Annotated in this window: 13 protein-coding genes; 5 read left to right on the top strand and 8 right to left on the bottom strand. The window is 75.3% G+C overall.

From position 1 onward, the window contains the following. Nucleotides 1–11 precede the first annotated feature (11 nt). On the bottom strand, nt 12–863 hold the full coding sequence (locus MPTA5024_RS05745; RefSeq protein WP_036320506.1) for an oxidoreductase: 852 nt from the start codon (nt 861–863) through the stop codon (nt 12–14). Nucleotides 864–956: 93 nt separating this feature from the next. Here MPTA5024_RS05745 and MPTA5024_RS05750 point away from each other — a divergent pair, with 93 nt between their 5' ends. Next, nucleotides 957–1,550 carry a TetR/AcrR family transcriptional regulator gene (locus MPTA5024_RS05750; RefSeq protein WP_036320508.1) on the top strand — a complete coding sequence of 198 codons (594 nt, stop codon included), beginning with the start codon at nt 957–959 and terminating at the stop codon, nt 1,548–1,550. Nucleotides 1,551–1,593: 43 nt separating this feature from the next. Here MPTA5024_RS05750 and MPTA5024_RS05755 read toward each other — a convergent pair whose 3' ends face one another. Genes MPTA5024_RS05755 through MPTA5024_RS05765 form a run of 3 tightly spaced genes read right to left on the bottom strand, consistent with a single transcriptional unit; the run spans nt 1,594 to nt 4,179 of the window. Continuing rightward, a complete protein-coding gene (locus tag MPTA5024_RS05755; RefSeq protein WP_036320510.1) occupies nt 1,594–2,760 on the bottom strand; it encodes an acetyl-CoA C-acetyltransferase in 1,167 nt (388 codons plus the stop codon). A gap of 9 nt (nt 2,761–2,769) precedes the next feature. After that, nucleotides 2,770–3,387 carry a TetR/AcrR family transcriptional regulator gene (locus tag MPTA5024_RS05760; protein WP_036320511.1) on the bottom strand — a complete coding sequence of 206 codons (618 nt, stop codon included), beginning with the start codon at nt 3,385–3,387 and terminating at the stop codon, nt 2,770–2,772. 15 nt (nt 3,388–3,402) lie between these two features. Continuing rightward, nucleotides 3,403–4,179: an SDR family oxidoreductase gene (locus tag MPTA5024_RS05765; RefSeq protein ID WP_036320513.1), complete on the bottom strand. Its 777-nt coding sequence runs from the start codon at nt 4,177–4,179 to the stop codon at nt 3,403–3,405. A 99-nt stretch (nt 4,180–4,278) separates the two neighbouring features. Between MPTA5024_RS05765 and MPTA5024_RS05770 the strand changes: the two genes are divergently transcribed. The 4 genes from MPTA5024_RS05770 (at nt 4,279) to MPTA5024_RS05785 (ending at nt 8,107) form a co-directional block, all read left to right on the top strand. Then, nucleotides 4,279–5,118: an enoyl-CoA hydratase gene (locus MPTA5024_RS05770; RefSeq protein ID WP_051457741.1), complete on the top strand. Its 840-nt coding sequence runs from the start codon at nt 4,279–4,281 to the stop codon at nt 5,116–5,118. Continuing rightward, on the top strand, nt 5,108–6,265 hold the full coding sequence (locus MPTA5024_RS05775) for an acyl-CoA dehydrogenase family protein (protein WP_036320516.1): 1,158 nt from the start codon (nt 5,108–5,110) through the stop codon (nt 6,263–6,265). Before MPTA5024_RS05770 ends, MPTA5024_RS05775 begins: the two co-directional genes overlap by 11 nt. Nucleotides 6,266–6,332: 67 nt before the next feature. Continuing rightward, nucleotides 6,333–7,328 (top strand): acyl-CoA dehydrogenase family protein, encoded by a 996-nt coding sequence (locus tag MPTA5024_RS05780; RefSeq protein WP_036320519.1) that lies wholly within the window; start codon nt 6,333–6,335, stop codon nt 7,326–7,328. 32 nt (nt 7,329–7,360) lie between these two features. Continuing rightward, the gene (locus MPTA5024_RS05785) at nt 7,361–8,107 is read left to right on the top strand and encodes a Clp protease N-terminal domain-containing protein (RefSeq protein WP_036320522.1); all 747 of its coding nucleotides are present in this window, start codon (nt 7,361–7,363) and stop codon (nt 8,105–8,107) included. Nucleotides 8,108–8,178: 71 nt separating this feature from the next. Here MPTA5024_RS05785 and MPTA5024_RS05790 read toward each other — a convergent pair whose 3' ends face one another. From MPTA5024_RS05790 to MPTA5024_RS05805, 4 genes are read right to left on the bottom strand one after another with little or no spacing between them, the layout of a single operon-like run. Beyond that, on the bottom strand, nt 8,179–9,264 hold the full coding sequence (locus MPTA5024_RS05790) for an NAD(P)H-dependent flavin oxidoreductase (RefSeq protein ID WP_269750546.1): 1,086 nt from the start codon (nt 9,262–9,264) through the stop codon (nt 8,179–8,181). Next, entirely contained in the window at nt 9,261–10,022 is a 762-nt protein-coding gene (locus tag MPTA5024_RS05795; RefSeq protein ID WP_036320524.1) for a CoA-transferase subunit beta, read from the bottom strand. The genes MPTA5024_RS05790 and MPTA5024_RS05795 overlap by 4 nt, the downstream gene beginning before the upstream one ends. Beyond that, nucleotides 10,019–10,873: a CoA transferase subunit A gene (locus MPTA5024_RS05800; protein WP_036320527.1), complete on the bottom strand. Its 855-nt coding sequence runs from the start codon at nt 10,871–10,873 to the stop codon at nt 10,019–10,021. The genes MPTA5024_RS05795 and MPTA5024_RS05800 overlap by 4 nt, the downstream gene beginning before the upstream one ends. Before the next feature lie 7 nt (nt 10,874–10,880). Then, complete coding sequence (locus tag MPTA5024_RS05805; RefSeq protein WP_036320530.1) at nt 10,881–11,627, bottom strand: enoyl-CoA hydratase family protein; 747 nt, start codon at nt 11,625–11,627, stop codon at nt 10,881–10,883. Nucleotides 11,628–11,758: the final 131 nt, after the last annotated feature.

The raw sequence follows: 11,758 nt of genomic DNA on the forward strand, positions 1-11,758 counted from the left end.
CGCACGGCCGGTCAGGCCCGGGACGGCTCCTCCAGCGGGTAGTCGGCGGACCTGCTGAGCCAGGCCCACCGCTCGGCCTCCTCCGCCCGGGACGCCGACGAGCGGGCCGCGGCCTCCACGGCGTCGCTGCCGAGCAGCAGGCGCAGCGGCGCGTCCTCCATGCCGACCACCTGAGTGATGATCCGCGCGGCGCGGGCCGGGTCTCCGGGCTGGCGGCCGTCGGAGGCGTCCCGGTAGCGGTTCATGGCGCCGACCGTCTCCTCGTAGTCCGGGCCCACGGCCGGCCTCCGCATCGACGACCCCTGCCAGTCGGTGCGGAACGCCCCCGGCTCGACGATCAGGACCCGGATGCCGAGCGGGCGCACCTCGTTGGCGAGCACCTCGGAGAAGCCCTCCACGGCGAACTTCGCGGCCTGGTAGGCGCCCATCCCCGGCGTGCCGCCCACGCGGCCGCCGACGGAGGAGACCTGCACGAACGTGCCGGAACGCCGCTCGCGCAGCACCGGAAGCGCGGCCTTCGTCACGTTCACCAGCCCGAAGAAGTCCGTCTCGAACTGCGCGCGCAGGTCCTCCTCCGAGGTCTCCTCGATGGGCGCGGAGTCGGCGTAGCCGGCGTTGTTCACGACCACGTCGAGCCCGCCGAACTCCTCGACCGCGGTCGCGACGGCCGCCCGCGCGGCGGCGGCGTCGGTCACGTCGAGGGCGACGGTCCTCACCCGGTCGCCGTACGCCCGTACGAGATCGTCGAGCCGCTCCGGACGGCGGGCCGTCGCCACCAGCCGGTCGCCCTGCTCCAGGACCGCCTTCGCCAGCTCGTGCCCGAGCCCCCGGGAAGTGCCGGTGATCAGCCAGGTCGTCGCCATGTCCACCTCCTAAATAACTGGTTGTTTAGCTAGCACGCTAGCCCACGAGGCGGACGACAAGCAAATGAACAGTTAGTTGGTTATGCTGATCCCATGCCGGACGACGAACGCGGGAGGACCCGCGATCCCGACGCGACCAGGGCGCGCCTGCTCCAGGCGGCGACCGACGAGTTCGCGGCCCACGGAATCGCGGGGGCCAGGGTCGACCGCATCGGCGCGGCGGCGAAGGCGAACAAGGCGCTGATCTACACGTACTTCGGCAACAAGGACGGGCTGTTCGACGCGGTGATGGACGCCCACGTCACCCGCCTGCTCGACGAGGTGCCGTTCACGCCGGACGACCTGCCGGGCTACGCGGGACGGCTGTTCGACTACCTCCTCGGCCACCCGCACCAGCTCAGGCTGGCCACCTGGCACCGCCTGGAGCGCGCGGGCACCGGCCGCGCGCCGGAGGGCCTGAGCGACTCGATGCGGCGCAAGACCGAGGCCCTCGCCCGGGCCGCGCGGCCGCGGTCCAGACCGGCGCAATGGGACTTCACCCTCGAGGACCTGCTGGTCTTCGTCCTCGCCCTCGCGAGCGCGTGGACGCCCGCCAGCCCCCACGTCCCGCCCGGCTTCCGCGCGGACGAGGCGGCCGGGCACCGCAGGGCCGTCGTCGAGGCCGTGCGGCGGCTCGTGGGGGCCTGACCGCGACCGGGACCACGACCGGACCGGGGGTCGGGAGACGCGGTCAGAGGCGTTCGAGGATCGTCACGTTGGCCTGGCCGCCGCCCTCGCACATCGTCTGCAGGCCGTAGCGGCCGCCGGTGCGCTCCAGCTCGTGGAGCATGGTGGTCATCAGGCGGGCCCCGGTCGCGCCGAGGGGGTGGCCGAGCGCGATCGCCCCGCCGTTGGGGTTGACCCGCGCCGGGTCGACGTCGAACTCCTTCAGCCAGGCCAGCACCACGGAGGCGAACGCCTCGTTGATCTCCACGTGGTCGAGGTCCCCGATCGTCATGCCCGCCTTCCTCAGCGCGTACGCGGTCGCGGGGATGGGGGCCGACAGCATGCGGACGGGGTCCTCCCCCCGGGCGGACAGGTGGTGGATCCGGGCGCGGGGCGTCAGCCCGTGGGTCCGCAGCGCCCGTCCGGAGCACACCAGCAGGGCCGCCGCGCCGTCGGAGATCTGCGAGGAGACCGCGGCCGTGAGGCGGCCGCCCTCGACGAGCGGCCGCAACGCCGCCATCTTCTCCGGCGAGGTGTCGGGTCGCGGCCCCTCGTCGGCCGTCACGCCCTCCAGCGGCGCGATCTCCCGGGCGAAGCGCCCCTCGCCGGCCGCCCGGAGGGCTCGCACGTGCGAGGCGTAGGCGAACTCCTCCATCGCGGCCCGGGAGATCCCCCACCGATCGGCGATCATCTCGGCCCCCCGGAACTGGGACACCTCCTGCCCGCCGTATCGCGCCCGCCACCCGCGCGAGCCCGCGAAGGGACCCTCGGTGAGCCCGAGGGACTCGGCCGCGCCGAGCGAGGCGTACGCGATGGGGATCTGCGACATGTTCTGCACGCCGCCCGCCACCACGAGGTCGGCGGTGCCCGACATGACGGCCTGCGCCGCGAAGTGGACGGCCTGCTGCGACGACCCGCACTGCCGGTCGACCGTGACGCCGGGCACCTCCTCGGGCAGCCCGGCCGCGAGCCAGCAGGTGCGGGCGACGTCCCCGGCCTGGGGCCCGACGGCGTCGACGCAGCCGAAGATCACGTCGTCCACGGCCGCCGGGTCGATCCCCGTGCGCTCCACGAGCGCGGCCAGCACGTGGGCGCCGAGGTCGGCGGGGTGGACCCGGGACAGCCCGCCGCCGCGCCTGCCCACGGGCGTGCGCACGGCGCCGGCGATGTAGGCCTCGGGCGTCGCGGCCATCGGACCTCCTCAGTCCTTCAGGATCCCCTCCAGGACCATCGCGACGTACTGCCGGGCGATCTCGCCGGCGGGCAGGCGCCCGTCGCTGCGGTACCAGCTCGCGGCCACCCAGACGGTGTCGCGGACGAACCGGTAGAGCAGCCCGGTGTCGAGGTCGGCGCGGAAGACGCCGTCCATCACGCCCCGGTCGAGCACCGACAGCCACATCTCGCGGAACCGGCGCTGCGACTCGGCGAGGTAGGCGAAGCGCGGGCTCTCGCCCAGCAGCTTCGACTCGTTCTGGTAGATGACGACGGCCTCGCGGTAGCGGTCGATGCACCGGAACGACTCGGCGACCAGGGCCTGGAAGGTCTCCCGGGCGCTCAGGTCGGACGCGAGGACGCGGTCGTAGGCCGCCCACATGTCGGTGAGGAACGTCGACAGGATCTCGTCGACCATCGACTCCTTCGAGTCGAAGTGGTAGTAGAGGCTGCCGCCGAGCATGCCGGCGGCGTCGGCCACCTCCCGGACCGTGGTGGCGGCGTACCCCCGGGACGCGAACACCTTCGCGGCGGCGCCGAGCACCTCCGCCCTCCGTTCGGCGCGGGCGGCGGCGGCGCTCTCCGAGTCGCGGCGTCGTGGGCTCATGGACGGGCGGACCTTTCAGGGATGCTGGCCGGAGACCGAGACGGTCTCCCCGGTCATGTACGAGGAGTAGTCGCTGGCGAGGAACACGACGACGTTGGCGACCTCCCACGGCTCGGCGGCCCGCCCGAACGCCTCCCGGGCGGTGAGCTCGGCCAGCGTCCCGGCCGAGGTCGCCTTCACCAGGTGGGGGTGCATGGCCAGCGAGGGCGCGACCGCGTTGACCCGCACGCCGTACGGCGCGGCCTCGAGGGCGGCGCACCGGGTCAGCGCCATGACGCCGGCCTTGGCCGCCGCGTAGTGCGCCTGGCCCTCCTGGGCCCGCCACCCGAGCACCGACGCGTTGTTGACGACGACCCCGCGCCCGCGGGGCTGCATGCGCGCGAGCGCGGCCCGTGTGCAGCGCATGGTGCCGTTGAGGGTCACGTCCAGCACGCGGCTCCACTGCTCGTCGGTCATGTCGACGAGGTTCACCGTACCGCCGAGGCCGGCGTTGTTGACCGCCACGTCGACCGGGCCGAAGCGGTCCTCGGCCGCCGCGAACATCCCCTGGACCTGGTCCTCGCGGGTCACGTCGCACGGGGCCGCGGCGACCGGCCCGGGGCCGAACTCCTTCTCCAGCGCGGCGAGCGCCTCGGCCAGCCGCCGTTCGTGGGCGTCGCTGATCAGCACCCGCGCGCCCTCCTCCAGCAGGCGGCGGGCGCAGGCGCCGCCGATGCCGGTGCCCGCGGCGGCGGTGACCACGGCCACCCGGCCGCGGAGCAGGCCGTGCCCCGGGACGTAGGACGGGCGCATGACCCGGCTCCTCCAAACCGGCCGCGCGGCGGCCCTCCTCGACGGACCCTCGATGAGTTACTCTACCAAACGATTGTTAGAAACAACGAGAGGGTCGCCATGTCCGTCGTGCGGTACGCGCGGCGCGGGCCGGTGGCGGTCGTGACCATGGACCGCCCCGAGTACCGCAACGCGCAGAACTCGGCCATGACGTACGCGCTGGACGAGGCCTTCTACCGGGCCGCGGCCGACGACGACGTACGGGTGGTCGTGCTGGCCGGGGAGGGCCCGCACTTCTCGGCGGGGCACGACATCGGCACGCCCGGCCGCGACGCCGGCGTCACGTTCGAGCGCAGGGCCGGGCTGTGGTGGGACCACGTCGGCAAGCAGGGCGCGGAGAGCAGGCTCGCCCGGGAGTCCGAGGTGTACCTCGGGATGTGCCGCCGGTGGCGGGAGCTGCCCAAGCCGATGATCGCGATGGTGCAGGGCGCCTGCGTCGCGGGAGGGCTGATGCTCGCCTGGGTGTGCGACCTGATCGTGGCCTCGGAGGACGCGTTCTTCGCCGACCCGGTGGTGCGGATGGGCATTCCCGGCGTCGAGTACTTCGCGCACCCGTGGGTCATGCCGCCCCGGGTGGCCAAGGAGTTGCTGTTCACCGGCGACCGGATGCCGGCCCGGCGGGCGTACGAGGTGGGGATGGTCAACCGGGTCGTGCCGCGGGCCGACCTGGAGGCGGAGACGCTGGCGCTGGCCGGGCGGATCGCCGCCATGCCGCGCCTCGGCCTCGCGCTGGCCAAGAAGGCCGTCAACCAGGCCGAGGACCTCCAGGGCATGCACGCCGGCATGGACTCGGCCTTCGGGCTGCACCACCTCGCGCACGCGCACAACGCGGAGACGGGCGCCGACCCGCTGGGCGGCATGGACGCCCGGAGCATGCGGGCGGCGGCCGATGGATCTTGACCTGTCGGAGGCCGAGCCGTTCCGGGCGGAGGTGCGCGCGTGGCTGCGGGAGCACGTGCCGGCCGTCCCGCCGCCCTCCCTGGAGACCGCCGAGGGCTTCGCCGCGCACCGCGCCTGGGAGCGCACCCTGCACGACGCGGGCCTGTCGGTGGTCTCCTGGCCCGCGCGGTACGGCGGCCGGGACGCCACCCCGCTGGAGTGGCTGGTCTTCGAGGAGGAGTACTGGGCGGCCGGCGCACCGGGCAGGGTGAGCCAGAACGGCGTCAACCTGCTCGCGCCCACGTTGTTCCGGCACGGGACGCCCGAACAGCTCGACCGCGTGCTGCCGGCCATGGCCTCGGGCGAGGTCGTGTGGGCCCAGGCGTGGTCGGAGCCCGGGGCGGGCAGCGACCTGGCCGCCGTACGGGCCACCGCCACGCGCTGCGACGGCGGCTGGCTGCTCGACGGCCAGAAGACGTGGAGCTCCCGTGCGGCGTTCGCCGACCGGGGCTTCGGCCTGTTCCGGTCCGATCCCGCGGCCGGGCGGCACCGCGGGCTGACGTACGCGATGTTCTCCCTGGACGCCGAGGGCGTCACCCGCCGCCCGATCGGCCGCCTCGACGGCAGGCCGGCCTTCGCCGAGCTGTTCCTCGACCGGGTCTTCGTGCCCGATCGCGACGTCGTCGGCGCGCCCGGCGACGGGTGGCGGGTCGCCATGAGCACGGCGGGCAGCGAGCGGGGGCTGGCCCTGCGCAGCCCCGGGCGGTTCACGGCGGCCGCCGACCGGCTGGTGTCCCTGTGGCGCGAGCGCGGCGACCCGTCCGACACCGCGACGGCGGACCGGGTCGCGGACGCCTGGATCCGGGCCCGCGCGTATCGGCTCAAGGGGTACGAGACGGTCTCCCGGGCCGAGGATCCCGGGGCCGCCGCGAGCATCAACAAGATCTTCTGGTCGGAGCTGGACCTCGCGCTGCACGAGACCGCGCTCGACCTCCTCGGCCCCGGCGGCGAACTCGCCGGCCCGTGGCTGGAGGGGTACGTCTTCGCCCTCGCCGGGCCCGTCTACGCCGGGACCAACGAGATCCAGCGCACGATCGTCGCCGAACGCGTCCTCGGCCTTCCGCGCGCCGCCGACGCGGGCGGGGGCGGGGGCGGGAGGCAGGGGTGAGGCGCGGGAACCCCGTGAAGCTCCGCGCGCCGGGTGGTGCCGGAAGGAGGGCCGAGGTGAGGCGCGGATGAGGTTCGTCCTGGACGCCGAGCAGCGGATGTTCGGGGAGACGGTGGACGCGGTGCTCTCCCGGTCCGGCCGTCCCGGGACGATCCGCGCTTGGGCGGCCGGGACCACCGCGCCCGGGCTCGCGCTGTGGCGCGCCCTCGCCGAGGCCGGTGTCCCCGCGCTGGCCGTCCCCCCGCGGCACGGCGGCGCCGGGCCGCTCCCGGTCGAGCTGGTCACGGCCTTCCACGAGCTCGGCCGGCACGCCGCGCCCGGGCCGTACGTGGAGACGGTCGCCGCGGCCGTCCTCCTCGACGCCCTCGGTGACGCCGGGCCGGCCGCCCAGTGGCTGCCCCGTGTGGCGGACGGCACGGCCGTCGTCACGCTCGCGCTCGCCCCCGCCGTCCCGTACGCCCTGGACGCGGACACGGCCGACCTCACGCTCGCGGTCGACGGCGACCGGCTGTGCCGGGGTGAGCCGGGAGCGCCGCTCGCGTCGCTGGACCCCGCGCGGCGCCTGTTCCCCGTCGCCGCCGGGACCGTGCTCGCGAGCGGACCCGCCGTCCGAGCCGCGGCCGCCCGCGCGTACGACCTGGGTGCGCTGGCCTGCGCCGCCCAGCTCGCCGGGCTGGGTCACCGGCTGCTGGAGGCCACGGTCGCCCACGCGCGGTCGCGCCGGCAGTTCGGGCGGCCCATCGGCGAGTTCCAGGCGGTCAAGCACCGGCTGGCGGACGTCCTCGTCGGCCTGGAGTACGCCCGGCCGCTGGTGCACGGCGCCGCCCTCACGTACGGCGCGGCGAGCTTCCCGAGGGACGTCTCCGCGGCGAAGGCCGCCGCCTCGGACGCGGCGTACGCGGCGGCCCGTGCGGCGCTGCAGATACACGGGGCGATGGGCTACACCGACGAGTACGACCTGAGCCTGTGGATCCGCAAGGCCACGGCCCTGCGGCAGGCCTGGGGCGGGCCCGCCGGGCACCGGGCCCGGGTGCTGGCCGCATTATCGTCAACTTCTGGTTGACGATCCCTTCGTCGTCAACCTATGGTTGACGCATGTCGAACCCACAACCCATGGACGTCCCGGTCCGCCTGGACGACCTGATCCAGGCCATCAAGAAGGTCCACACGGACGCGCTCGACCAGCTCACGGACGCGGTCATGGCGGCCGAGCACCTCGGCGAGGTCGCCGACCACCTCATCGGGCACTTCGTGGACCAGGCGCGCCGCTCCGGCGCGTCCTGGACCGACATCGGCAGGAGCATGGGCGTCAGCAAGCAGGCGGCCCAGAAGCGCTTCGTGCCGAAGGGCTCCGCCGAGCCTCTGACGTTCGACCCGGGCCAGGGCTTCACCCGGTACACCCAGCGGGCCCGCAACGTCGTGATGGCGGCCCAGACGGAGGCCCGCGCCGCCGGCAACGCCGAGATCCGGCCCGAGCACATCGTCCTCGGGCTGCTCAGCGAGCCCGAGGCCCTCGCCGCCGCCGCGATCACCGCCCAGGGCGTGACGCTGGAGGACGTACGGCGGGCCGCGGCCGCCGCGCTGCCGGAGCCGGCCGGCGAGGTGCCCGAGCTCGTCCCGTACGACGGCCAGGCGCGCAAGCTGCTGGAGCTGACGTTCCGGGAGGCCCTGCGCCTCGGGCACAACTACATCGGGACCGAGCACATCCTGCTCGCCCTGCTGGAGCAGGAGGACGGTGCCGGCGTGCTGTCCGGCCTCGGCGTCCGGAAGGGGCCCGCGGAGGCCGCCATCGCCGAGGCCCTGGCCGCCGTCGTCGCCGCGGCCGGCCGGAAGCAGGAGTAGCGGCCGCGGCAGCCGCGCTCAGTCCGCGGACCGGGCGCCGTCGTCGCAGCAAGCGGCCGCAGGGACCACGCTCAGTCCGCGGAATGAGCGCCGTCGCCGTCGAGGCGGGCCGACAGGCGGCGCAGGACGGCGGCGGCGTCGCCGACGACGCGGTCGATGAGCTCCTCGCAGGTGGGCAGGTCGCCGAGGAGGGCGACCACCTGCCCCGCCGCCATCACGCCGAGGTCGGGGCGGCCGTCCACCATGGCCGACCTGAGCAGCATCGGGGTGTTGGCCGCCATCAGGACCTCGGCCCAGCCGAGCCGCCGGGCGCGCCGCATGGCCCGCCCGTCCCTGACGAGGGCGGGCCACGACATCCCGGAGACCCCGCGGAAGCGGTGCGCGTTGCGGAGCGCCCTGGCCAGCCCGGCGAGCCGGCCCGAGCGCTCCAGCGCGTCCACCAGCGGCGTGCGCAGGACCCGGTGCGGCGTCCCGTCCACCCGCCGGGTGACCACGGTCTCCGATGCGTCGAGATAGACGGCCTTCACCGCGTCGGGGACCGGGCTGTCGGCGGTCAGCAGGAAGCGGGTGCCCATGGCGACGCCGGCCGCGCCGTACGACAGGGCGGCGGCGAGCCCCCGCCCGTCGAAGAAGCCGCCGGCGGCGATGACCGGGACCCCGACGGCGTCCACCACCTGGGGCAGCAGCAGCGTGGTGGCGAGGGGCCCGGTGTGGCCGCCGCCCTCGCCGCCCTGGACCATGACGGCGTCGGCGCCCCACGCGGCGACCTTCTCCGCGTGCCGCCGCGCCCCCACGGTGGGGATCACGACCACGCCGGCCTCCTTCAGCCGGTCGATCAGGTCGCGGCGCGGGGCCAGGGCGAACGAGGCGACCTTCACCCCCTCGCGGATGAGCAGGCCGGCCCGGGCGTCGGCGTCCGCCGCGTCGGCCCGCAGGTTCACCCCGAACGGCGCGGAGGTGCGCCGCCGCACCTCGGCGACGGCCGCGGCGAGCCCGTCGAGGGACAGGGTGGCCGACGCGAGGATGCCGAGGCCGCCCGCCTCGGCCACGGCCGACACCAGCCGCGGCCCGGCCACCCATCCCATCCCGGTCTGCACGACGGGATGGCGCACCCCGGCGAGCCGGGTCAGCGGCGTGCGGAACACCTGGTCGATCACGGCCCGTGGACCTCGCGGTCGCGCAGGGCGCCCGGGTCGAGGACGTCGCGGATCAGGCGGAGCTCCTCCGCCGTCGGGAGCCGGGTGACCGCCACGTCTCCGCCTGCCGCGAGCGGGAACCCCGTCGCCGCGACCACCCGGTCCGGCTCCACGCCCGGATGGACCGAGACCAGCCGCATCGCCCCGTCCGGGCCGCCGAAGTCGAGCACCGCGAGGTCGGTCACCACGCGGCGCAGCTCGTGGAAGCGGCCGGACGGCCCCAGCGCCGCCGCCCGGTCGCCGCCGACTCCCGAGACGACGTCCACCTCCGGCACGAAGACGCGGGGCGAGTGCCGGGGGATCCAGTAGCTGGTCGGCCCGCAGACCGTGTTGCCCGGGGCTCCGCGCATGCCGAGGAGCTGGGCGGCGGGCCTGGCCGGGTCGCCGATGGCGGAGATGTTGGTGCCGCCGTACCGGTCGATCTGCGAGGCGCCCATCATCACGTGCCGGCGGCCGTTCAGCACCAGCCACAGATGGTCGCGGAACGGCAGCCAGCCCTCGACGTCCCCGGCGGGCGCGCCCAGGGGGACGGCCTCCGCCGTGAGCAGCGCGCCGCCGTCGGTGGTGAGCAGCCCGGGCTCGAACGTCAGCCGGGCGAGGCGCGCGCCGAGGACCGAGCAGGTGCCCATGGCCGCGGCAACGATCTCGCCGTCCCCCCGCCACGCCTCGGCGCAGGCCACCACGCACACCTCGGCCCGCGTGGCCTCCCCCGCCGTCACGCTCCCTCCTCGTGCCAGCGGCGCACCTCGCGCTGGTAGGCGGCCTCGTCCCCCGACAGGAAGCGCTCGGCGAAGCCCGCCCAGGCCCGCCCGTCCGCCGCGCACGACGTGTAGTGCCGCTGGAACGCCTCGTCCCGCGCCCGGTCCGGGCCGCAGTCGGTGAAGTGGCCGCCGTTCGGGGTCTCGACCACGCCGGTCACGTGCATGCGGCTGACCAGGAGCGTCTGTGGCGGGCCCGGCAGCGCGCCCGGCGCGACCACCTGCTCGGCCGACACGTACGCCCGGGCGGCCGCCTTGACGAACAGGTCGTCGAGGTACGGATCCGGGCCCAGGTACTGCCCGTTCCCCCGGGTGTCGGCCCGGTCGAGGTGCACCAGCGCCACGTCGAGCGTCAGCGCGGGCACGGCGACCAGGTCCTCCCCCTCGCCGTACGGGGAGCGGACGGTGGCGAGGCCGGAACCGGCCCGCAGGACGTCGGAGCCGAGCCCGGCCCGCGTGGGCAGGAACGGCAGCCGGTGGGCCGCCGCGAGCAGCCCGAACATGAACATGCCCTCGTCGTACTCGGTGAGCTCCACGGCCCCCCGCTGCCGGGCGGCCCGGAAATGCGGCTCCAGGGGGATCGAGTCGAGCGTCACGAACGGGGCGACCACCCGGCGGACGGCGCCCGCGGCGCACAGCAGGCCCACGTCCGGCCCGCCGCACGAGACGACCGTGAGGTCCCGCAGGCCCGACCGGCAGAGCGCGCGGACCAGCGCCATCGGCTTGCGCCGGGAGCCCCAGCCGCCGACGCCGACCGTCATGCCGTCCTCCAGTGAGGAGACGACCTCCTCCACGCTCGTCACCTTGTCCATCGGGCGGCTACCCCTCCCCCGCCGCGAACGCGTCGCGCAGGCGTCCGCCCGCGCCCATGAGGGTGAGCTCGTAGGTGAGGCCCTGCTCGAAGCGGTAGCTGCGGTGCACGTCGACCGGGTCGATGCCGTTCAGCGCCTCCTTGGCCCTGCGCACGACGTACGGGTCCTTGGCGGCGACGGCCTCCGCGACCGCGAGCGCGGCCTCCCGCAACCGATCGGGCGGGACGACCTCCAGCACCGACCCGTGGGCCTGGAGCTCGGCCGCGGTCACGGTGCGGCACGTGTACACCATCGCGCGGGCGAGGTGCCCGGGGACGAGCCGGGCCAGGTGGGTGGCCGCGCCCAGCGCCCCGCGGTCGACCTCGGGCAGCCCGAAGTAGGCGTCGTCGGCGGCCACCACGATGTCGGCGTTGCCGGCCAGCCCGACCCCGCCGCCCAGGCAGAAGCCGTGCACCGCCGCGATCACCGGCACCTCGCACTCGTAGACGGCCCCGAACGCGGCGTGGCAGCCGCGGTTGGCGCCCACCAGCGCCTCGAAGCCGGCGTCGTCGCGGATCTCCTTGATGTCCACGCCCGCGTTGAAGCCCCGTCCCTCGGCGCGCAGCACGACGGCCCGGGTCGCCGGGTCTCTCCCCGCCTCGCGCACGGCCCCCGCCAGCTCGAACCAGTCCCGTACGGCGAGGGCGTTGACCGGGGGCACGTCCACGACGACCTCGACGACACCCCCGGAGTGGACGACGGCGGAGATTCCCATGGGCCACCTTTCCACCAAACGCTTGTTAGAAAACACGCTAACAGAAGGCCCCCGCGAAGGCCCGGGCCATCCCGGCGCGACCACGGGTCCGCGGCGCGGCCGGGGGGCGGCGGCGCGGCCGGGGGGCGGCG

It is taken from the genome of Microbispora sp. ATCC PTA-5024 (assembly GCF_000511135.2).
GTDB lineage: Bacteria > Actinomycetota > Actinomycetes > Streptosporangiales > Streptosporangiaceae > Microbispora > Microbispora corallina.